This is a genomic window from Microvirga ossetica (genome assembly GCF_002741015.1).
In the GTDB taxonomy this organism is placed as follows: Bacteria; Pseudomonadota; Alphaproteobacteria; order Rhizobiales; family Beijerinckiaceae; genus Microvirga; species Microvirga ossetica.
Window position 1 is genome coordinate 1,326,351 of the sequence record NZ_CP016616.1, and the last position, 21,377, is coordinate 1,347,727.

Below are 21,377 nucleotides of genomic sequence, written 5' to 3' on the forward strand. Positions count from 1 at the left end.
TTTGTCTCATCTGTTTGCCTTGACCCTGGGACGGTGGGGTCTGGTCCAGTTGACCAATGCGCGTGGCCATGACGATCCCGGTCGTCGCCAAATCGGCTCCGGGTAGAGGTGCGCCACCGGACTGAGATCCCGTCATGACCCAGTCCTGTTGCGTTGCCCTTGCGGCCGGAGGATGCCGTCATTCACGGCTTTGGAGCGGAGGGGGCTGCTAATGACACGGGGCCGACCTTAGAGTTAATTCCGCAATTGGGCTGCGAGGCGACCTTCATGTGACCTCGCTTGAGGGCTTAGGTTGACCCTGAGGCGACCTTGCAAGTTGTGCAAGAAGGGTCTCAGGTTACCGCTCAAAAGGGTATTGGTTGCCCGTCCCAGGCAAAGAATTGACCAGTGTGCGCCGCCGTCAGGGCGTTCGTAACAGCCAGCAGCCGCTCGGCAGAATAGGCCGGTGAGAACGCCTTCTGGATCTTGCTGCCACTCTGAAAGGGCTGGCTCAGAGCCGTATCGACCGTTCCAGGGTGAAGGGCGACACACACGGCTTCCGGCTTTTGGCGACCGAGCTCGATCGCAATGGTTCGTACAAACTGGTTCAGGGCTGCCTTCGACGCCCGGTAGCCGTACCAGCCCCCGAGGCGGTTGTCCTCGATGCTGCCGACTCGCGCGGAGAGAATAGCAAAGACGCTTTTGCCCGCTTTCGGCACAAGCGGAAGCACATGCTTGGCCACGAGGGCCGGACCAATCGCATTAATGCGGAAGCTCCGGGCGAGATGCTCCGGATCAAGGCTGCGATAGGTCTTCTCGGGCTGGAGGGCAGGATCGTGGAGCAGTCCTGTGGACACCAGGATGAAGCGCAGAGGAGTGCCGTCAACAAGCTGCGCCGCTGCGGCGGCAATGCTCGCTTCATTCTCAAGGTCGATCCGTCCCACCCGCACGCCAGCCGAGCGCCGGCCGGCTCCCGAGCGCGAAAGCGCATGAACGGTTTCAAACCCCTCGGACGCAAGAAGGGCTGTGACGGCGGAACCGATGCCGCCGGATGCGCCGATGACAAGGGCCCGGGCCGGGCGTTCGAGACTGATCAAGAGGAATGAGGTTGAGGAGGATGGAGGCATCGCAATCACCCGTCCCTTGCGGCATGAGTTCAGGCTTGGATGATCTGCATTCTGACGGCGTAGCGAACCAGGTCGGGCAGGGAGTTGAGCTCCAGCTTCCGCATCGCGGCAGTGCGATGCGTCTCCACCGTCTTGACGCTGAGGTCCAAGAGGCGCGCGATCTGCTTGTTGCTCTTGCCCTCGGCGAGGAGTTGCACGACCTCGCGTTCGCGTGACGTCAATCGCTCAGCCGTCGGACCCTCGAGCGTGACCTGTCCCCCTTTGAGAAAGCCGTCCAGGACAACTGCCGACACACGCCCGGCGAAGTAGGGGTTTTTCTGCGATAGGCTTTCGACCGCGGGGATGAGCTGACGCACCGCATCGGACTTGAGCAGGTAGCCCCGGGCGCCAGCACCCAGCACCTCCCTGATCAGCTCCTCGCTCTCGTGCATCGTGAAGATCAGGACTTCGGTGTCCGGCAGGGCCTGCCGGATCCGGCGCGTCGCTTCGAGGCCGTTGAGCTCGGGCATGGACAGATCGATGACCGCCACCTGGGGCCGATGCTGGAGGGCGAGTTCCACGGCTTCCCTGCCATTCGAGGCTTCCGCACAAACCTGCCAGCCTACATGTTGCTCCAGGAGATCCTTGAGGCCACGCCGGACGATATCGTGATCATCGGCGAGAAGTATGCGAAGCATGATGGATCCTAACCGGCCGGTGGGTCTGCATCTTGGGACATCGGGGCTGCTCAAAGCGGTTGATCTGAATCCGCGAGCGTGATCGGCACCTTGGCGCTCACGTGGGTACCCGAAGGGCTCGAGCGGATATCGAGCCGGCCGCCGAGTTGCTCGAGGCGCAGCCTCATGCCTGAGATACCGACACCGATCTGTCGGGCTTCCTCGCGGCCGGCTTCCACGAGGCTCCCGAGCCCTGTGCCACCATCCACGACGTCGAGCTGAACCATATCCTTGGTTCGGTACAGAGCAAGCCGTGCCCGCTTGCTGCCCGAGTGGCGGTGGACGTTCGACAGCGCCTCCTGGGCGACCCGGTAGAGGGCGGTTGCAGTGGGCCGGGGCAATGGCTCACCGCTGTTCTCGATGCTGATGGCGACCTGAATGCCGCTACGCTCTGAAAATCCTCTGGCGAGCCAGCTCAAAGCGGCCGTGAGTCCGACATCATCGAGGAGCGGCGGGTGGAGCAGATAGGACAGCGTGCGGACTTCTTGAAGGCTCTGCTCCGCCAGTTCGAGGGTCTCCACGAGGACGCGGCGGGCGGGTTCCCCCGCATCGCGCAGCCCCTCGTGCAGACGCGTCGCGTTCAACGTGATGGCCAGGAGGTTTTGAGCCGTGGTGTCATGGAGCTCTCGTGCAATGGCGCGCCGCTCCTCGTCTTGCAGATGCATGAGGCGCCCGCTCAGCCGGGTCAATTCCTCCTGCGTCCGTTTCACCTCGGTAATGTCTTCATGCGCGATGACGATCCGGCGTGTCTGCGCCTGGTCCGGCCGGGTTACCCGAAGCTGGAACCAGCGTGGCCCCTGCGGGCTGCGGCAGGGATACTCCATCCGGAACTCGGAGCGGTCGCCGGCCATGATGTCCCGCAATGCCCCTGCGGTTCGCGAAGCATCCTTCGACACAGCGGCGGCCGCTTCGCAGACGGCCAAATAATTCATCCCGACACCGTGGTTCGCGTCGGCATAGCCGGAGGCGTGGGCGAAGGCGCGCCAGGCCTGGTTGACCGCGATGATCGTTCCGGCTTCGTCAAGCACCGCGATATGGGCCGACAGGGCATCCAGGGTGGAACGCAGCAAGGTCTCCGCCTCCACGTCGGGTGCGATCAGGGTCGGCAGGCTGTGGGCCTGCGGCGCCTTTGTGGCCGCGCGACGCCGCTTTCGGGATCCTGGCTGCTCGACGGATGAGGCATCGTTGGGGGTGAGATGGTCCATTCTGGCCTCAAACTCGGCTGCGCGCCACTGTCGCTTGAGGACATAGGGCGGATGCGCGTGGTCTTCCCATGGCAACGGGAGTGAAAGCGCGCCTCTACAGTGATTTTCCCGCCCTACTCAGGAAACTCCCGATGCAAGACGGGCCGGGCTCCGGACATATCCATCGAAGCTGGCGCCGGTGAACCGACAGGGCGCAGCGATCAGAGGATAGAACAATGAACGCGAAGTATAGTGCTTACGCCGTAGCTGCCATGCTCGTCGCGGCAAGTCCGGCCGCAGCGGCGGACATCGTTGAAACCGCTGTCAGCAACGGCAGCTTCAAGACGCTGACGGCCGCCCTTCAGGCCGCCGGACTTGTCGAAACCCTCAAAGGCAAGGGTCCCTACACGGTCTTCGCGCCCACCGACGAGGCGTTCAAGAAGCTCCCAGCCGGAACGGTCGAGACCCTCCTGAAGCCTGAGAACAAGGCCCAGCTCCAGAAGGTGCTGACCTATCACGTCGTGTCGGGGAACGTCATGTCCGGCGACCTCAAGGGCAAGACGACGAACGCCAAGACCGTCGAGGGCAGCGCCGTGCGGATCGACGCCAGCGGCAATGCCGTCAAAGTCGACGACGCGGTTGTCACACAGGCTGACGTCAGCGCGTCGAACGGCGTCATCCACGTGATCGACCGCGTGATCATGCCGAAATCGTAGTGTCTTCGCTTCGTGAGGGTGTCGGCGCAATGCCGTCCGTAGCTAGGAGGAACCAATGAAAGCTCTCAATATCGTTACGCTTGTTCTCGTCATCGTCGGCGCCGTGAATTGGGGGCTCGTCGGCCTCTTCCAATTTGATCTCGTGGCGGCTCTTTTCGGGGGGCAGCAGGCTGCCCTCGCGCGGGTGGTCTATGCGCTCGTGGGTGTGGCGGGGGTGTTCCAGATCGGTATGCTCATGCGTGCGTTGTCTGGCGGAACCGGTGACTCTCAACGCACGGCCAACATCCATGGCTAGGCGAAACCGCTCCCGCTGACCGCAGCTCAGAATCCAGAGGTTGGCAAAGCTCGCCCGCATACCAACCTCCTGTCTGCCCTGAAAATGAGAAGGTGGGACAGGCTGCTGCTTGAAGGCGGCACTCTCGTGACGCGTCGCCACATGACCGTCTCAGTGGTATCATGAACCGGCACGGTCGCGGTGTCGGGCAGCCGGATGGTGCATGTCGCGTCAATCGCCTGGGCTTCATCCGGCGGATCTCCTGAGGGAGAGACAGCCATGGCAACTGCAAGAGCGGAGCGGCGGCTGGCCGCGATCCTGGCCGCTGACGTCGTCGGCTATTCCCGCCTCGTCGAACATGACGAGGCTGGGACGTTGTCGGCCCTGAAGGGTCTGCGCCGGGAGGTAATCGATCCGCTGCTGGCCGAGCATCAGGGCCGTATTGTCAAGCTGATGGGCGACGGTGCGCTCGTGGAGTTCGGCTCGGTCGTCGATGCCGTCGCGTGCGCGGTCGCCATCCAGAAGGGCGTTGCCGAGAACCAAGCCGATATCCCAGCGGAGCGACGCATCATCTTCCGAATCGGCGTCAATCTCGGTGATGTGATCCACGAGGTCGATGGGGATCTCTACGGCGATGGCGTCAACATCGCGGCCCGCCTCCAGACCCTGGCGGATCCAGGCGGCATTTGCATTTCCGGCACGGCGTACGATCACCTCCAGGGCAAGCTCGACTGCGACTACGAGTACCTCGGCGAACGCGCGCTCAAGAACATGGCGCGGCCGGTGCGACTGTACCGCGCCCTTCTGGAAGGGACGACCGCACGAACGGCATCGCCCAGGCCCGCACTTCCGGACCGACCATCCATTGCCGTGCTGCCGTTCAACGCCATGAGCGCCGACCCGGAGCAGGACTTCTTCAGCGATGGGCTCACCGAGGACATCACCACCGCGCTATCCAAGCTCAAGGGCTTCTTCGTGATCGCCCGCAACACGATGTTCACCTACAAGGGAAAGCCCGTGGATGTGCGCGCCATCGGGCGCGAACTCGGGATCCGCTATGTCCTCGAGGGGAGTGTCCGCAAGTCCGGCAACCGCGTGAGGGTGACCGCGCAGCTCATCGATACGGCCTCCGAAGCCCATCTCTGGGCCGAGAGGTACGACGGCGACCTCGGCGACATCTTCGTCATTCAGGACGAAATCACCGCAAGCGTCGTCGGCCGCATCGGGCCGGAACTCCTCGCGGCAGAGCATGCCCGCGAAAGCCGCAAGCCGCATCATGGCCTCGATGCCTGGGAATGTGTCGTGCGGGCGGTGTTCCTGTGTTCCCAGTTGTCTGAGGAGAGCAGCCGGAAGATGCTCCCCCTGCTCGATCGGGCAATCGGACTGGCTCCCGATTATGCCCAGGCGCTCGCCATGAAAGGTTGGATTACGATGTGGCGCGCGTTCCAGGGGTGGGAGGACATGGGATACGCCCTGGCCCTTGCCAGGGATATCGTCCAACAAGCGATTGCCGCGGACGATAAGGAACCGTGGGCTTACCTTGCGCAGGCGATGATAGCCTTTGCGAGGCGTGACAATGTCCTGGCGATGGCCGCGGTCAGCCAGGCTGTCGCGATCAACCCCAACTCCGCATTTGCACACGGCCAGTTGGGACTTGCGCATGCCAACGGGGGACGCGCGGCGGACGCCATTCCTTGCATCGACTACGCCCTCAGACTGAGCCCGCGCGAGGCTTTTCTCGGCGACTTTCAGTTCTACTACGCCATGGCTTACTTCCAGGGCGCGAATTACGAGCTTGGATTGAGTTATGCACGGGAGGCGCATCGCTTGCGGTCCGGCCACGCGGTTCCGCTGGTCATCGGCACGGCCTGTGCCGGACTTCTGGACAACCAGAGGGCTGCCACGGACTTGCTCGGACGGCTCAAGTCGCTAGTCCCTGACATCTCACGGGACGCGGTCGGAGCAACATCTTCTTTCGTCCGCGCCGAGGATCGGGCGCGCCTGATCGAGGGACTTGCCCGTGCCGGCCTGAATTGACGGGTTGGATCGACCTCGAGAACCGATCGCTTACCGGTGAGGAGCGTTCCTGGCAGCCGGTCGCGACGACTTTCGGAATTGTGCTGCGTGGGAGCCCATCTCGCATCCGCCGCGAGGAAGGCCAGGGTCGGGACGTCCTGAAATGGCGCCGCCCATCAACGAAAACTTCATGAAAAAGCCCCACACTCGCCAGACCACGCATCACTCGACCGGCGCTCGATTCGAGACCAGGACGGCATGATCCCGCAAGACCAGTTGGCCCAATTGCCCGTCGAAGTGGTTTCCACGTCCTTCGACCTCTTGCAGATCGCGCTTGGCATCGCGATCCTTATCGTCGTGGTCTTCATCCACGGTGCCGGCATTCGGCGGATTTCACGCTACTTCTCCGAACGATGGGTGCATGTGACGACGGAGACGCCCCATTGGCGTGTCAACTTCCTGTTCGGCAGCGTGATCGCTCAACTCGTCATCGTTCACCTGATCGAGGTGATGGTCTGGGCGTTGCCGATTTACTGGCTCAATCTCATTCCGGGGATCTCAGCCGCAGCCTTTTTTGCGGCCGAGACCTATACGACTCTTGGTGAGGGTACCGTCCGGCTGCCCCTGAGCTGGCGGCAATTGGGGCCCATCATCGCCGTCTCGGGGCTCTTCACCTTCGGTTGGACGTCGAGCGTGCTCGTCTACATCATGACTCAGTTCGGAACACTCGACACCCACCACGCCGAGCGAAAGAAAGCCGCCCAGGCCGACCGAGCCTGACGATCGATCATCACGATGAGATGCGCGCCACCGGTCGGCCGGAGGACGTGACCTGACCTGTCGTTTGCGCTGCCCGCACCGGCAGCGCAAACGACCTGGCTAACGCCGCTGCTATGCCGGCAGGACGACCACCTTCGTCTTGACCGGCGTCCGTGAGTACAGGTGCATCATGTCCTGCGTGAGCAGGCCGACGCAGCCGCTCGTGATGCCGTTGCCGATCGAATCGGGGTCGAGGCTGGCGTAGATCGTGTAGAGCGTGTAGGCGCCGTTCTGATAGAGATGAAGCGTGCGCGCCCCGAGCGGATTGTCGAGGCCGCCCGGCATGCCGCGGGCCCATTTGGCCGCCTCGGGCTGGCGCTTGATCATCTCCCTGGGCGGGGTCCAGGTCGCCCATTCGCTCTTGCGCCCGACATAAGCGTCACCGCTCCACCGGAACCCGTCGCGGCCGACATTGGCACCGTAGCGGGTGGCGTTTCCGTCGTCCTCGACGCGGTAGACGTAGTAATTGCCGGGGTCGACGATAATCGTGCCTGGCGCCTCTTTGGTGTCGTAGCGAACGGTCCGGCGATAATATTTCGGATCGACCTTGCTGACATCGACCGCCGGGATCGGGAATTTCTCCTCGGGTACCGGCCCGTAGACCTTCGCCGCCTCGGCGAGGCTCATGCCGTCGGATGTCGCGCAGCCGGCCAGCCCGAGCGCGCCGGCACCGACCAGAAACGACCGGCGGCTGAGAAGCCCCGCCCGACCCCTAAGCAAAGCTGCCTCGTCCATCTCGCCGGCATCGGCATTCCCACGGTCCATGATCATGGCAGTTTCCCTTGTCCTGCTGCCCGACGAGACAATGCTCCGGCAACCACCCACTTAAACGTCTTGTTGAGCTCAAGATTGCCGTCACACGGCTCGATTGGCAAGCCCGGGCCTTCGCTCGGCAGGGCTCGCCATGCGCCTCGTATACGCGCGGACCGGATTTCCGTCTTCCTCTCCTGCCGCCTTGGGCGCATCCTGACTGGGGGTGGGGTTCGAGGGAGATGACCGATGCCCGGCAAGTTCATACTCAAGGATGACGTCAGGCGGGAGGAGCTGGGCATCATGCGGCTCGGCTGGCTGAGCCATCCAGCCTCGACCGGCGCCGGCAGGTTCACCGTGCTCGAAGGCACCTTCTTCCCCGGCAAGGGACACGGCTTCCACTATCATGCCGATCAGGAAGAACTCATCTACGTGGTCTCCGGCACCGTCGAGCACTGGATCGAGCGGGAAAAGCGCATTCTCGGCCCGGGCGACAGCGTCTTCATGCCTCCTGGAATCGTGCATGCGACCTTCAATGTTGGAGCCGAGGACGCCAAGGTCGTTGCCATTCTCGGACCCTGTGTCGGCGACGTGGGAGTGGAGCAGGTCGATATGTCCGGCGAGGCGCCTTGGAATGAGCTGAGGGCCGGCACAGCCTGAGAGCAAGCTGTTGTCGGCGCGCGCTCCCGTTTGTCGGTCGCGTTCACAAGCGCTCGGCGGTGTCACGGACCGGGTAGCCGTTCCTGAACGCGAAATCGCCCGAGCGCGTTTTCAACGTGCGGTGCTCAGCCAACCGTGGGCATCACCTTGCCCGCTGGAGGCGAGTCCCAGGTTCCGAGGATAGACCATCATCGGACCTTCGCAGACCTCCATTCGCGACCGCCGAGGATGGCTTGGCCATTGCAGTTGCCTCGATCACCTCGGTCTGTCACGTTGGCGAGGCTGAATAAAGGCTCTCATGAGTGTCAAACCAGAACGGCAGGACGCCTGACGCCGCATGGACGTCTGCGGAGGATCAGCCGGGACAGGCAGCGCTTCCTGACGGAAAGGGGTCTCTGTCAGAAGACCCACCCGAGGTTCGCTCCCTGCGCCGCCAGCTTTTGGAACTGGCCACGACAAACGCCAAGCTTTCGCACGAGAACACGAGCCTTAGCCCATCGTATTCACCAGAGTTTGTCGGGATGACGTGATCTGCAGCCCCGGCGTGCGGATCCGCTGCGTTTCTTCCACCGCGGCGAGGTCTGGAACGTTGGGAACGCGTTTGCAGGATCGGGTGGGATGATCGGGGCGATGGCGGCCCCGTCTCTCAGGGCGAGGCTGCTCTCGGGCTGGGCAGGAGAGTCGCCGCTATGGCGCGGAAGAGGTCGGCTTCGGGACAGCAGGACGCGTAGGCCAAGCGGATGCGGCTCGCCGTTTCCTGCACCCGCACGGCGATCTTGAGCAGGCGAAGGCGCAGCGTCGCGAACTCGGCCCGGGCGAGATCGCAGACAGCCGGGATCGCCTCCCGCACGGACAGCATCAGCCAGTAGGCGGCCGTGTGCAGCACGAGACGAACCTGATTGGCCACGGCGCGCCGGCATGAGGTCCGGTCAGAGGCAAGTTGCGCCTTGTGGAACTTGATCCAATTCTCCGCCTGGCCGCGGGCGCAGTACAGGCTCTCGTAGACGACGCGTGGGCTGGTCCCGCTCAGGTTGGTGACCACAAAGCGGATGTCGAGCCCGAGGCGGGTCGCCTCGATGCGGGCGACCACCCTGCGCTCGCACGACCAACTCCTGGCCCGGTGCGTCGTCTCGGCAAAGCCGCGCACCACCTCGCGATCCTCGATCGCCCGTTGAGTGCGCACCGCATCAGCGGTGCCCTGCACCTTGCTTGTGAGCGGCCGGCTACCGGCCAGTCCGAACAGATAGCTGAGGCCGTGCTGCTCGCAGAAGTCCATGGCTTCGGGACGGGCATAGTGGCTGTCACCCCGGATCGTGATGCGCGTGAGAGGCCAACGCGTGCGGATGCGGCGCACGAGGCGTCGCAGATGCGCCCGCACTTCAACACCCGAGGGCGTCTTGCCCGGCCGCAGCACGACGGCAACCGGTCGGCCGGTGGCGCTGTCGTAGACATGGATCGGCAGAAAGCAGCGTTCGTCATAATGGGCGTTGAACAAGGACAGTTGCTGGTGCCCATGCACCACATCGCAGGTGTCGTCGATGTCCAGCACCACGCCGTCGGGCGGAGTGGCATAGCTGTCCATCCACTGCTCGATCAGGGCATAGGTCAACCGGATCGCATCGCGGATCGTAGGCGCATTCTCCAGACGCGAGAGGGTCGGCTGCGAGGCGAGGTCAGCCCCGGTTTCCGGCAAGTGCCCGCAGGCGAGCTTGAACGCCGGATCAGCGCGCAGCGGGCCGAAGTCGTTGCAATCCTCATAGCCGCACGCGATGGCGAAGATGCGGGCGCGGATCATATCTGTGATCGCGTGCGTCACGCGGGTCGGGTCGCGCCGATCCGGGATGATGCGCGCCAGCCGCGCGGCAATCCCCAGCCGGCGCTCGGCTTGGGCCAGGAGCATGACACCGCCGTCGGACGACAAGCGCCCGCCATCGAAAGCGGCGGTGATCTTCTTGCGGCCCACGGCTGGAAACGGGAACGTTGCGGTTGTATCGTCCGGCATGGCGGGTGTGGCAGCCTCGAACGGAGAGCAGGATCGGCTTCAGCAACCAAATCCTACGCTGCTTCAAGTGCTTAAGCTACATCCGCCAGCCCTCATCACTCTTCCGATGCATAAGAACGGTTAGCGAGGCGATCATGGCCCGCGATGCGTTCCTGGCCGTTGCGGCTCACGAGTTACGCAATCCGATGACCCCGATCCGCGGCCGCGTTCAACTTCTGCGGCGCATGCTGCAGCGGAGCGGCGACGACAAGGATGCGCTCGTCGTCAAGATGGACAAAGGCTTGCAGCGGGTCGAGGGGCTGATCGAGCAATACATCAAGCGCGCGACGACCCTGCTGGAAGTCTCCCGCGCCACGAAGGGGCAGCTTCATCTGGATCTCGTTGCCGTCGACCTGTGCGCTCTCGTCCAGGAGGTCGCGCAAGGCCTGGCGCCGATTGCCGATCATGCCGGATCCATCCTTGAGGTCCGTGTCCCTTCCGGTGCCGTCACATGCCACGGAGATCGCCTCGCGGTCGAGCAGGTGGTCGATAACCTGCTCTCGAATGCCATCAAGTACGGTGCTGGCCAGCCAATCGTGGTGAGCGTGGCTGAGGCCCCTGACCTGCCCAATGCCAGCCTCATTCAAATCAAGGATCATGGGGTCGGGATCTCGGCTGAGGATCAGGCCAGGATTTTTGCACGTTTCGAGCGGGCCGTTCGCCCGGGAGAGCACCACGGCGGCTTTGGAGTCGGCTTGTGGGTCGTCAGTCAACTGGTGCAGGCCATGAACGGGACCATCGATGTGGCCAGCATCCCCGGCCAAGGCTCCACCTTCACCGTGTGCTTGCCCCGGCACGACCAAACTGTACAGGAATCATGGTGCCGTCACCCTTAGAGACCATCCCTGCACCCCTGGAGCGGGTGACGAGTGGCGTGCCTGGCCTCGATACGATCTTGCGCGGCGGGTTCATGCGCGGCGGAATCTACATCTTCCAGGGTGCGCCAGGCGCGGGGAAGACCATCCTCAGCAACCAGATCTGCTTTCATCATGTCCGCGACGATGGCGGATGTGCCTTGTTCGTGACGCTCCTGGCCGAGAACCACGCCCGCATGATCCAGCATCTGCGGGGCCTGTCGTTCTTCGATCAGGATCTGGTCGCAGATAAGGTGACGTATCTCAGTGCCTTCCGCGAGATGCGGGACGACGGGCTGAAAGCGCTGACGAACCTCATCCGCCGGGAAGTCCAGAGGCGGCACTGTTCGATGCTGGTGATCGATGGCCTCGTTTCGGCGCGGGCCACGGCGGAAACCGACCTGGCCTTCAAGGAGTTCATTCATGACTTGCAGGAGATTGCGCTCGCCACCGACTGCACGACGTTCCTGACGACGAACCTGCCGCAGCAGGCTGACGACGCCTCTCCCGAACACACCATGGTGGACGGACTGATCGAACTCAATGACCGCACCTACGGCTGGCGCGCCGAGAGCGACCTCCAGATCCGGAAGTTCCGCGGCAGCGGCTTCCTGCGCGGCCGCCACGCCTACAAGATCACCGACGAGGGCTTCGTCGCCCATCCCCGGATCGAGGCGCTTCTGGCGCATCCCTCGCAGGAGGATCAGGGCAGCGTCGCGCGAACGTCAAGCGGTGTGACCGGGCTCGATCGGATGCTGAACGGGGGACTGCCCGGCGCCTCGACCACCATGATCATGGGCCCCTCCGGGGCGGGCAAGACCACTGTGAGTCTTCATTTTCTGGCGCGGTCCACCGAGGCTGAGCCAGGCCTGATGTTCGGCTTCTACGAGACGCCGACGCGCCTGATGGCCAAGGTCGACGACATCTGCAAGCCCCTTGCGGGCACTCGTCGATAACGGCACCGTGGAGGTGCTGTGGCAGCCCCCGACCGACGATATGCTAGATGCCTATGGCGAACGCCTCCTCGAGGCGATTCATCGGCGCAAGGTCAAACGTCTTGTCATTGACGGGTTGACCAGCTTCCACAAGGCCGCCGTCGAGCCCTCGCGCCTGGACCACTTCTTCACCGCGCTGGCCAACGAATTGCGGGTGCTGGGTGTCACGACACTGTACACGCTCGAAGTGCCCGACATTCTGGGTCCTGCGATCCGCATTCCGATCAATGACATTTCCAGCCTGGCCGAAAACCTGATCCTGTTCCGGTTCATCGAATTGCGGGCGAAGCTCTATCGCCTGGTGTCGATCCTGAAGGTCCGTGACAGTGGCTTCGATCCCTCCCTCCATGAGTTCACCATCGGTCCGGACGGGATTGTCGTGCACGCCACGGAGCAGAGCGCGGAAGCGATCATGTCAGACTTTGCGCCGCCCCCGGAAACAGCTGCGTCATCGACGCCAAGGGCCCCGAAGGGGCGCAGGAGCTAGGATCGTGGCCGTCGTCCTCGTAGTCGATGACGAAGTCGGGATTGCGACCCTGCTGGAGGATGTGCTCCAGGATGAGGGCCATCGCGTGCTGACGGCCTCGAACGGGCGCCAGGCGCTGGACCGGATCGCGACCGAAAGGCCCGACCTGATCCTTTCCGATTTCATGATGCCGGTCATGGATGGCGCCGCGCTGGTATCCGCCCTTTCGGCAAGTCCGGATCTGACCGACATCCCGGTCATACTGATGAGCTCTTTGCCTGAAGCGGCTATTGCCGAGCGCTGCAACGGGCATGCTGCCTTTCTGCGCAAGCCGTTCAATATCTTCGATGTGGTCGAGACGGTCGCAAAGCTGATACCCGATGCCGGTGGTCCGGCGGACCCGGAACAATGACCCGGAGCTGAAGGGTCGCTAACCCTTCGACTGGTGTTGCGTTAGAGCTTTGAGCCTCAAGGCAATGCGAGAGGCGAGGTCAACTGCAGTCTTGAGAATCCGCCTATTACGCCACGCTCACAAGGAAACCGTGGCCGGAGGCCGGTTTCGAATTCCCTACCGGTGTGATGCGAAATTGCGGCGCTGGCTTTCGCGCGTGCCTGTGACGGCGCCAAAGCTCTTAAAAAAAGGGCCGCGCCCGATCTTATGACCATGTTCGCGACCCTTGAACCCGTATTTGCCCCTACGGTGACGCCTGCATATCTACCTCGGGCGAGTTATACAATAGGTACAAACCTCTACCTTCGGCCGTCATTGCCAAAATGCCGCACTCTGCAAAGGTCTAATAACAAAGACATGGCAAGTTTTATGTGAGCAGGTGGCCCTCATCGGATTTGTTTTATTTGCCCCTACGGATCCGTAAACTCAAAGCGCCGTCTTCGGACAGGCGCTTTTTCTTTGTATTCGGAATGTCGGAAGCTTGCTATTCGCCCGAGTTCTGACGAGGGCGCCCCGCACCCTGCAGTCGTATCACGTTGTCGCGCGATCGTGCGGCCTCAACGAGCTCTGCGATGCGGGAAGCGAGTTCGGCCTGCCGGAACGGCTTTGCCAGCCGCGGCAGTTCGGATCCGGGTCCCTGGACGAGATTGGTGTAGCCTGTGATGAGAAGGGCCGGAAGACCGGGTCGGAGCTTGCGGGCCTCGCGCACGAAACTCGCCCCGTCTATCCCGGGCATCAGATAGTCGCTCACGAGCAGATCGATCTCGAACTCGTCCCGACGCAGAAGCCCGAGCGCCTCTGCGCCCGAGCTGGCCTGGACAACCGTGTAGCCGAGATCCATCAGGATTTCCGCCGTCCCGATCCGCACGAGCTCCTCGTCATCGACGAGCAGCACGGTCGATGGATATGCGGCCGGAATTGCCTCAGCCTGCGTCTGCTCGCTCGCCGCGGCCTTCTCTTCGGCCACGGGAAGCCAAAGCTCCGCCCGGGTCCCGGATCCCGGCTTGCTCGACAGCAGAAGCGCACCGCCCGATTGCGCGGCCAGCCCGTGCACCATCGACAGGCCAAGGCCAGTCCCCTTGCCCACACCTTTGGTCGAGAAGAAGGGCTCGACGGCGCGCTTCAGGGTTGCCGCATCCATGCCCACGCCGCTGTCGACAACGGAGACGCAAATGTAGTTGCCGGCTTTCAACGTTTCCCAGGGCCTTGGCCGGACCGCCTCGTGCTTGACCTCGATGGTCAGGACACCGCCCCGAGGCATCGCGTCTCGCGCGTTGATGGCGAGATTAAGCACGGCAAGCTCGAGCTGGCTCGGGTCCACCCGTGCCGCAGGCAGATCCGGCGGGGATTTGAGGTTCACCGCGATCGTCGGCCCGATTGAGCGCGTCACGAGATCCTCGATGCCCGCCAGAAGTTCCGACACGTCCACGGCTTTGGGCTGCAGGTCCTGCCGACGGGCGAAGGCCAGCAGCCGCTGCACCAGTGTGGCAGCCCGGCTCGTTGCCTGCAGCGCATTCTCGACGAGCCTTTGCGACCGTGCGTCGTCGGCCGGGATGCGCCGGCGCAACAGATCGAGGTTACCCATCACCGGGGTGAGCAGATTGTTGAAGTCGTGAGCGACGCCACCGGTCAGCTGCCCGATGGTTTCCAGCTTCTGAGCTTCGTGGAGCTGGGCCAGTGCTTCCTCACGCTCACGGGTTCGCTCGAGGACAAGGCGTTCGAGCTCTTCCCGCGATCGGGCGAGAACATCGCGCGCCTCATACTGGCGGCGCCGCGCATTCAGGGCCGAGCGCACCGCCCGGACCATGCTCTCCGCGTGCAGAGGTCGCTCCAGCAGCACGACGTTCCGCAGGCGGTCGAGAGTTTCGAACGCCCGCGTGGAGCGCACGCCCTTGTGTCCGTTGGCGAGAACCACGAATGGAAAGTCCGACCAGGGTGGCTGTTGTTCGAGACGCGCTGCCAAAACATGGAGGTCAGCGCCCGCAAGAGCCTCTTCCGCAACCAGCGCGGCGCCTGCGCCCCGTTCGATGGCGCTGGAAAGAGCTTTCAGATGCTCGCAGATGAAAGCCGGAATTCCATGACGCTTCAGCAGATCCACAGCGACCGAAGCGTCCCGCCCATGGGGCGTGAGGATGAGAACCGTTTCATCCATTGCCGATGCCGTCGCTGCCTTCGCCCAGCGCGTGTGCCGACGCCTCCGGGTGCATCAGAGGAGCGGTGTCGCCCCTGTAGGTGGGCGCTCCGGACAAGATGCCCTGGAAACCTCGCAAGGGAGTGCCGATGCTCAGACCATTGGTATCCACCCGGAACTCGCGAATGGTGCGTTCGTGATCGGTGGTGCGTGTCTTGACGACCGAGATTGCCTTTCGGACTTCGCCATCGGACTCGAAGAAGCGCAGGAGCAGCACCGTGTCGGCAAGATAGCTCAGATCGACATCGGAGCGGATGTCGCCGACGAGGCCATGCTGGCCGAGAATCATCAGGGTCAAAACGCCCTGCTGACCAAGGTAGGACAGAAGCTCGTGCATCTGCAGCGTGAGATGCCGGTCTTCAGGCATCGCCTGCAAATAGGCGTTGAGGCTATCGACCACGACGACCTTCGCACCATCCCGTTCGACAGCATTGCGAACCGCGATTGCAAATTCGCCGGGCGAGAGTTCCGCCGGATCGATCTGACGGATCTTGAGGTGGCCGGACTCGATATAAGGCTGCAGGTCCATGTTGAGCGCAGCCGAGCGCAGCATCAGAGTGGGAAGGCGCTCGTCGAATAGGAAGAAGGCGGCTCTCTCGCCCTGCTCAAGAGCCGACACCATGCAGCGCACAGCGGCCGTCGTCTTACCCACGCCTGCGGGACCGTTCAGGAGGGTGGTCGTTCCCGGAACGAGCCCGCCTCCCAGCAGGGCATCGAGACCGTCGATTCCGGTTTCGAGGATCTCGGCAGGTGTCGCGCCGGGATGTTCGGCCGCAATCAGGCGCGGGTAGACGCAGACGCCACCTGTCAGGATGGACATGTCATGATAGCCGCCGCTGTACTTGATGCCCCGCATCTTGATGACCCGGAGGCGCCGGCGCTCTGCGCCAAAGCCTGTCGGCGTCTGATCGAGCGAGATGACGCCGTGGGCAATGCTGTGCAGCTGAAGGTCGCCGGGCTCCCCGGTGCGGTCGTCCAGGACGAGCACCGTGCAGTCCCGACTCGAGAAGAAGTGTTTGAGAGCCAGAATCTGCCGCCGGTAGCGCAACGGGTTCTGCGCCAGCAAGCGCAGCTCGGACAAGCTGTCGAGCACAACCCGCTTCGGTTTGAGAGCGTCGACCCGTTCCATGACCCCGCGCACCGTTTCGCCGAGCTCTACCTCCGAGGGATGCAAAAGCGTTTGCTCAAGCTCGGGATCGAGACCGGCCTCGGGCACGAGTTCAAACAACTCAAGCCCATCGAGCGACCAACCATGGGTCTGGGCGACCGCCCGCAATTCGCTTTCCGTTTCGGATAAGGTGACATAGAGCCCCGGCTCACCGCGCCGGGCGCCTTGAAGCAGGAACTGAAGCGAGAAAGTGGTTTTACCGGTGCCGGGCGGGCCCTCGACCAGATAGAGCCGATTGGCCGTGACGCCACCACCGAGGATGTCGTCGAGCCCTTCGATTCCGGTTGGAATTCGTGAGGCTTCCGTAGAGACATGACTATTCATCAGGTAACCTTCAGCACGGCCTTGCACCTATGCCAGTGGGTCGCAGAAGATGGAACCTCACGCTGGATCAGAGAAAGATCATCAATCTCCCACTCAGGAGAACCGCCAAATAACGCTCAAGCCTAGCTTGAGGTTCCTGCCCAATGAAGCGGAGTGTCTATACCGGCTCAGGTGCGAATACCGGATGCTGGCGAAGGGCAGAGGACCTTCAGAGCCTGACCCAGAGCGGGCAGCGACGCTTTAAGCTGACTACCGATGGCGATCACCGGGACGGGGCAGGCTCATCCGGGGTGGAGAAACGCGGTTTGCTGCCTATTTCGGAAGAGCGGTGGGGAAAAAAGGCCGAGCATCGGCTTAAAGCTAAGGGAACACGCAATGGCCAAGACAATGGCGAAGAACACGATCTGTCTCTGGTACGACAAGGACGCCGAGGCGGCCGCCCGCTTCTATGCCGAGACCTTTCCCGACAGCGCGGTGGGTGCCGTGCACCGCGCCCCCGGCGACTACCCGTCCGGCAAGGAGGGCGACGTGCTGACGGTCGAGTTCACGGTTGCGGGCGTTGCCTGCATCGGCCTCAACGGAGGTTCCGCGTTCAAGCATAGCGAGGCCTTCTCGTTCCAGATCGCCACCGACGATCAGGCCGAGACCGACCGCTACTGGAATGCCATCGTCGGCAACGGCGGCCAGGAGAGCGCCTGCGGCTGGTGCAAGGACAAGTGGGGCCTGTCCTGGCAGATCACGCCGCGCGTGCTAACGGAGGCGATGGCGGCCGGCGGCGATGAGGCCAAGCGCGCGTTCGATGCGATGATGACCATGAAGAAGATCGACGTCGCCGCGATCGAGGCGGCGCGGCGCGGGTGATGCTCTCCCGCGCATGACGCGCCGGTCGGGGGCGGCAGGCCGAAGAAGAGAGATGGTTCCACCGACGTGGAAGCGTCTCTAGCATCGGACCCAAAAATGGACCCCACTTTTGGGATCCAATCCGATGCTCCTTCTCTTGGCTGGCGCATCGTTGAGCGCGGCCCCCTGGGTTCGCACGATGCGCTAGCAGCGGAGTGGACCAGCTGGCCCACGGAATATCTGTGGCTCGTGCAAGCCTCATCCGCCCATCAATTGAGAAACACCGACCGAGGGGCCGTATGGGCGGTGATGGGCAGAACCTGCTCAACCTCGGCATCGATCGTCTGGTCGATGATTTCGGCCAGCACCATCGTGTCGTCGGCCGCCATGGTGCTGGTCGGATAGATCAGGAACTCGCTGCAGCTCTCGACGACGACGGCATCGCGGTCGAAGCGCAACACGCAGTTGGTCTGACGCATGAGCCATTCCGGCACACGATCGCCGGCCTCGAACGTCCAAGTCTTGTCAGGCATCGTAAAGTGCTCCTCGACGGTCTGCGGCGCCTTACCGGCGACGGAACTGCGGACGGCGCGGAGCACCCGGACGGGGCGCGCCCGAACCGCTGTCCTTGTGACGGAAGATCAGCCGGCCTTTGTCGAGATCGTAGGGCGACATCTCGACGGTCACGCGGTCGCCGGCGAGGGTCTTGATGCGGTTCTTCTTCATCTTGCCGGCGGTGTAGGCGACGATCTCGTGCCCGCTCTCAAGCTTCACCCGATAGCGCGCGTCCGGCAGAATCTCCATGACTTCGCCTTCGAAGGTGATCAGTTCCTCTTTAGCCATTCCAAAATCCTTTTGCTGAAAACAAAAAAGCCGCTCCCGAGGGGCGGCTTCGACAAGCGGCGTGGCGCACCACGCCGCCCGTTACCAACGGAAGTTACGCCATCTGGATGTTGTTGACGGCGACCTTGCCGCTGCGGCGATCTTCGGCCGTATCGAAGGACACCTTCTGGCCTTCGCGCAGGCCGCTGATGCCGGCACGCTCGAGCGCCGTGGCGTGGACGAACACGTCCTTGTCGCCGTTGTCGGGCTGGATGAAGCCGAAGCCCTTTTGATCGTTGTAGAACTTAACGGTGCCTGTGTTCATGGGAATATCCTTGGTTTTTCGGATGCAAGTGCACGTGGGCGAAGGACGTGCTGCCGCACGACCTTACCCGGTTCGTCGATGTTTGGGAAAGGGTGTCTGAACGTGCGCCTGGAAAGCCAAGGCGAAACGGCCCGATTGTCCGGCCAAATGTCGATGACCCCTATCTAGGGCCGCCTTGCGGCGAATACAAGGCGGGTATGTTAAGAAAAATTCGTCATCCGGACCGGCGCTGATCTTCGACGACGTTTGAGATTTTCTGGATAGTTCTGCGACAATCTCGACTTGGCGATCGTTTAACTTTCCTTCGTCGCATCGATTTATCCAGATCTGCAAAGTTTTATCTTGCAATGAGCTAACATGTAGTCCATATTGGAGTTCTCCAACCGAGATGTTCGGCCTGCTCTCTTTAGCTCATGATCGAGCGCCGAGCCCGCTTTCCGTTCCCATCGCTTGTTACATGCGTCGGTCCGCCGAGGCTGAGCCCTTGCTCGTCTTGGCGCCGACGGTTTCACTCATAGCAATGCTCGTCGGCCGTGCCGATCGAGCCGAGGTTTCATTATGTCGACCATTCTCCACACTCAGGATCATAAGAAGAAATCCCAGCCTGCGAAGGCCGTTCCGCAGATCAAGGATGAGCCGAAGCGGCAACCTGTCGGCATGTCCCGCGAGGAAATCCGCCAAATCGTCCTCGAGATGATTGGCTGATCGCTTTTTGCCAAGTCGCAAGGACCTGAAATGGCATCGGTCAGCTGGCGGGCGGCAAGCGGGCTTCAAGATCCGAGCAAAGACCATCGTCGGACCTTTGCAGCATTTCAGCGTCCTTCCGCCTTTGACCTATCGAGACATTTCCAGAGCACCGGAGCAGAAGCTCCGATGCTCCTCTCCTGTTGGCTGGCGCATCGTTGAGCGCTGACCCGCAGGGCCACGCCAGTGGAAACCGGGTTCACTTTTCTGCACGATGCTCCTTCCCTTGGCTGGCGCATCGTTGAACGCGGACCCAGCGGGCCGCGCAAGCGAAAACCGGATCCACTTTTCCGCACGATGCGCTAAAGGGCAGTCTACTGGGCGGTGATGCTCGAGGTGGTTTCGAGCTTCGTCACGGGCGGCGGGTTCCACTTGCCGGTCAGGGCGTCCGACCGCGGCGCGTAGAGCCGCAGCATCACATTGAACGGCCCCTTCGGCGCGGGAAGCCAGTTGGCTTCCTTGTTTTGTCCGGGGCTCTCGTTCTGCAAGTACAGGTCCAGGGAGCCATCCCCGTTATGCTTGAGCGGCATCCAACTGCTCAGAGCGAAGCGGTTGAGGCTGTTCGGAACCTGGAAGCCGTCAGAATCGTAGAGCGTCAGTGACCAGAAGGCCGCAGCCGGCGGAATCTGGCCCTTCTCGAAGTGGATCGTGTACTTGCTCGCGCCGTCGAGCGGCCGGCCTGTCTCATCGGCGAGATTCATGGGATAGATCGCATCCTCCGGCAGATTGGCTCCGAGCCCGAGCTGCGAAACGATGGCCCGCTTGAGGTAGTAATTGCCGTAGACGCCCATCGTGTCGGTGTTCATCGACCAGCCGTTCGCGACGCGGGCAAGCGTCCTGACCTTCCACTCCATGAGATTCCGCGCGCTCTCCGGCGCTGCTTCGAGCGCCTTCCTGACGACCGGATCGATCTTATCGACGTCGAAGCTCTTGCCCGCCTCGATGCCGATCCGCTTCATGCGGGCGAGGATCGGCTCGTCGGTGAGATGAGGTCCGGCGAGCTTCAGGAGGTCCGCCGCATAGGCGAAGTATTTCAGGGGCGGCATGGTATCGACCTGCACCTTGGGTGGCGTCCTCATGTCGATGCTCGGGTCGATCTTCACCTCGGGCGCTCGCGGGGTTTTCCCCCATTCGGACAGGGGCGTGACCTTGTACCCGGCCTGGATCTTGTGAACCGCGTCGTAATCGGCCGGGCCGTCCGTCTTGGTTCGGCCGATGATCCACACGATCGGCGTCGGTGCATCGATGCGCTGGGTGCCGGCAGGCAGCCGGAACTCGTCGAACCGCTCGCGCAGATCGGGTCGCCACGTGGCGGGCGCGATCAGATACTCACCAGCCTGTGTTCCCGTCGTGCGCCAGCCCGGCGACGCGAACACATCGGTCCACATGTCGAGCATCGGCAGGAGGTAATAGCGCCCGCCGGTATCCGGCACCGAGACCACCATCGGTTCCTTGGAGAGGTCGAGGAAGGCCGACGAATAGAGCGTGTCGAAATTGTAGCGGACCACACCCTTGTCGTCGCCGGGAGGATAGGTGGGCACGTTATTGAACATGTTCATCGGCCCCCGGCCGGGAACCTTGCCGGGTTCGAGGTTGGTGAACTGCTTGCGCGTCACATCCAAGCTGATGATCGGATAAAAATACACGTAGGCATCGATGGCGATATCCTGGGCTTCCTGCTCGGTGATCGCGTAGGCGTTCGTCATCGTGCCTCCGAGGCCGAGGCAACTTGCCAGGACCGCGGTGCCGAACAACCTTGTGGTGTGATTGAGAAGTCGTGACATAAGGTGATCGCTCCCTGAAAGACGCCCGTGCATCCGGAATCGAAGCCGATGTGGCTTGCCGAGGTGGCGAGCGGCTGAGGTGGCGCGCTGCGACGTTACTGCTGGGGGCGCACCGGCTTTTGGCCATACAC

General features: G+C 62.8%; 22 protein-coding genes. 11 read left to right on the top strand and 11 right to left on the bottom strand.

What is annotated here, in order from left to right:
- Window positions 1-344 precede the first annotated feature (344 nt).
- The 3 genes from BB934_RS06215 to BB934_RS06225 are packed head-to-tail and all read right to left on the bottom strand — an operon-like array spanning window position 345 to window position 3,027.
- Window positions 345-1,106 carry an SDR family oxidoreductase gene (locus BB934_RS06215; protein ID WP_099508854.1) on the bottom strand — a complete coding sequence of 254 codons (762 nt, stop codon included), beginning with the start codon at window positions 1,104-1,106 and terminating at the stop codon, window positions 345-347.
- 29 nt (window positions 1,107-1,135) lie between these two features.
- Entirely contained in the window at window positions 1,136-1,783 is a 648-nt protein-coding gene (locus BB934_RS06220; RefSeq protein ID WP_099508855.1) for a response regulator, read from the bottom strand.
- A 50-nt stretch (window positions 1,784-1,833) separates the two neighbouring features.
- Complete coding sequence (locus BB934_RS06225) at window positions 1,834-3,027, bottom strand: sensor histidine kinase (protein ID WP_099508856.1); 1,194 nt, start codon at window positions 3,025-3,027, stop codon at window positions 1,834-1,836.
- A gap of 215 nt (window positions 3,028-3,242) precedes the next feature.
- Here BB934_RS06225 and BB934_RS06230 point away from each other — a divergent pair, with 215 nt between their 5' ends.
- From BB934_RS06230 to BB934_RS06245, 4 genes are all read left to right on the top strand, one after another.
- Window positions 3,243-3,722 (top strand): fasciclin domain-containing protein, encoded by a 480-nt coding sequence (locus tag BB934_RS06230; RefSeq protein WP_099508857.1) that lies wholly within the window; start codon window positions 3,243-3,245, stop codon window positions 3,720-3,722.
- Between the two features lie 55 nt (window positions 3,723-3,777).
- Window positions 3,778-4,017 carry a DUF378 domain-containing protein gene (locus BB934_RS06235; protein ID WP_099508858.1) on the top strand — a complete coding sequence of 80 codons (240 nt, stop codon included), beginning with the start codon at window positions 3,778-3,780 and terminating at the stop codon, window positions 4,015-4,017.
- Window positions 4,018-4,275: 258 nt separating this feature from the next.
- On the top strand, window positions 4,276-6,033 hold the full coding sequence (locus BB934_RS06240) for an adenylate/guanylate cyclase domain-containing protein (protein ID WP_099508859.1): 1,758 nt from the start codon (window positions 4,276-4,278) through the stop codon (window positions 6,031-6,033).
- Window positions 6,034-6,270: 237 nt separating this feature from the next.
- Window positions 6,271-6,792, top strand: a complete 522-nt coding sequence (locus BB934_RS06245) for a hypothetical protein (protein WP_099508860.1) — start codon at window positions 6,271-6,273, stop codon at window positions 6,790-6,792.
- Window positions 6,793-6,903: 111 nt separating this feature from the next.
- Here BB934_RS06245 and BB934_RS06250 read toward each other — a convergent pair whose 3' ends face one another.
- Complete coding sequence (locus BB934_RS06250; RefSeq protein WP_099508861.1) at window positions 6,904-7,602, bottom strand: L,D-transpeptidase; 699 nt, start codon at window positions 7,600-7,602, stop codon at window positions 6,904-6,906.
- A gap of 228 nt (window positions 7,603-7,830) precedes the next feature.
- Here BB934_RS06250 and BB934_RS06255 point away from each other — a divergent pair, with 228 nt between their 5' ends.
- Window positions 7,831-8,241 carry a cupin domain-containing protein gene (locus BB934_RS06255; protein WP_099508862.1) on the top strand — a complete coding sequence of 137 codons (411 nt, stop codon included), beginning with the start codon at window positions 7,831-7,833 and terminating at the stop codon, window positions 8,239-8,241.
- Between the two features lie 646 nt (window positions 8,242-8,887).
- Here the strand turns inward: BB934_RS06255 and BB934_RS06260 are convergent.
- Entirely contained in the window at window positions 8,888-10,243 is a 1,356-nt protein-coding gene (locus BB934_RS06260) for an IS1380 family transposase (RefSeq protein ID WP_099507862.1), read from the bottom strand.
- A 134-nt stretch (window positions 10,244-10,377) separates the two neighbouring features.
- Between BB934_RS06260 and BB934_RS06265 the strand changes: the two genes are divergently transcribed.
- Genes BB934_RS06265 through BB934_RS06280 form a run of 4 tightly spaced genes read left to right on the top strand, consistent with a single transcriptional unit; the run spans window position 10,378 to window position 13,009 of the window.
- The gene (locus tag BB934_RS06265) at window positions 10,378-11,118 is read left to right on the top strand and encodes a sensor histidine kinase (RefSeq protein ID WP_099508863.1); all 741 of its coding nucleotides are present in this window, start codon (window positions 10,378-10,380) and stop codon (window positions 11,116-11,118) included.
- Window positions 11,100-12,092, top strand: a complete 993-nt coding sequence (locus BB934_RS06270; protein WP_099508864.1) for an ATPase domain-containing protein — start codon at window positions 11,100-11,102, stop codon at window positions 12,090-12,092. The genes BB934_RS06265 and BB934_RS06270 overlap by 19 nt, the downstream gene beginning before the upstream one ends.
- Entirely contained in the window at window positions 12,073-12,618 is a 546-nt protein-coding gene (locus BB934_RS50150; RefSeq protein ID WP_099508865.1) for an RAD55 family ATPase, read from the top strand. Before BB934_RS06270 ends, BB934_RS50150 begins: the two co-directional genes overlap by 20 nt.
- A 4-nt stretch (window positions 12,619-12,622) precedes the next feature.
- Window positions 12,623-13,009, top strand: coding sequence for a response regulator (locus BB934_RS06280; RefSeq protein ID WP_099508866.1), 387 nt, complete (start codon window positions 12,623-12,625; stop codon window positions 13,007-13,009).
- A gap of 523 nt (window positions 13,010-13,532) precedes the next feature.
- Here BB934_RS06280 and BB934_RS06285 read toward each other — a convergent pair.
- Entirely contained in the window at window positions 13,533-15,200 is a 1,668-nt protein-coding gene (locus tag BB934_RS06285; protein ID WP_099508867.1) for an ATP-binding protein, read from the bottom strand.
- Complete coding sequence (locus BB934_RS06290) at window positions 15,193-16,731, bottom strand: ATPase domain-containing protein (RefSeq protein ID WP_099508868.1); 1,539 nt, start codon at window positions 16,729-16,731, stop codon at window positions 15,193-15,195. The genes BB934_RS06285 and BB934_RS06290 overlap by 8 nt, the downstream gene beginning before the upstream one ends.
- A gap of 387 nt (window positions 16,732-17,118) precedes the next feature.
- Between BB934_RS06290 and BB934_RS06295 the strand changes: the two genes are divergently transcribed.
- Entirely contained in the window at window positions 17,119-17,592 is a 474-nt protein-coding gene (locus BB934_RS06295) for a VOC family protein (RefSeq protein WP_099512658.1), read from the top strand.
- 248 nt (window positions 17,593-17,840) lie between these two features.
- Here BB934_RS06295 and BB934_RS06300 read toward each other — a convergent pair whose 3' ends face one another.
- From BB934_RS06300 to BB934_RS06310, 3 genes are all read right to left on the bottom strand, one after another.
- On the bottom strand, window positions 17,841-18,104 hold the full coding sequence (locus BB934_RS06300) for a hypothetical protein (RefSeq protein WP_099508869.1): 264 nt from the start codon (window positions 18,102-18,104) through the stop codon (window positions 17,841-17,843).
- Between the two features lie 31 nt (window positions 18,105-18,135).
- Window positions 18,136-18,414 carry a translation initiation factor IF-1 gene (gene infA, locus BB934_RS06305; protein ID WP_099508870.1) on the bottom strand — a complete coding sequence of 93 codons (279 nt, stop codon included), beginning with the start codon at window positions 18,412-18,414 and terminating at the stop codon, window positions 18,136-18,138.
- A 94-nt stretch (window positions 18,415-18,508) separates the two neighbouring features.
- Window positions 18,509-18,718 carry a cold-shock protein gene (locus tag BB934_RS06310; RefSeq protein ID WP_099508871.1) on the bottom strand — a complete coding sequence of 70 codons (210 nt, stop codon included), beginning with the start codon at window positions 18,716-18,718 and terminating at the stop codon, window positions 18,509-18,511.
- A 558-nt stretch (window positions 18,719-19,276) separates the two neighbouring features.
- Between BB934_RS06310 and BB934_RS46920 the strand changes: the two genes are divergently transcribed.
- On the top strand, window positions 19,277-19,423 hold the full coding sequence (locus BB934_RS46920) for a hypothetical protein (RefSeq protein ID WP_157934058.1): 147 nt from the start codon (window positions 19,277-19,279) through the stop codon (window positions 19,421-19,423).
- 353 nt (window positions 19,424-19,776) lie between these two features.
- On the opposite strand, the gene BB934_RS06315 is transcribed toward BB934_RS46920, so the two are convergent.
- Window positions 19,777-21,168, bottom strand: a complete 1,392-nt coding sequence (locus tag BB934_RS06315) for a DUF1254 domain-containing protein (protein WP_237050204.1) — start codon at window positions 21,166-21,168, stop codon at window positions 19,777-19,779.
- Between the last annotated feature and the right edge of the window lie 209 nt (window positions 21,169-21,377).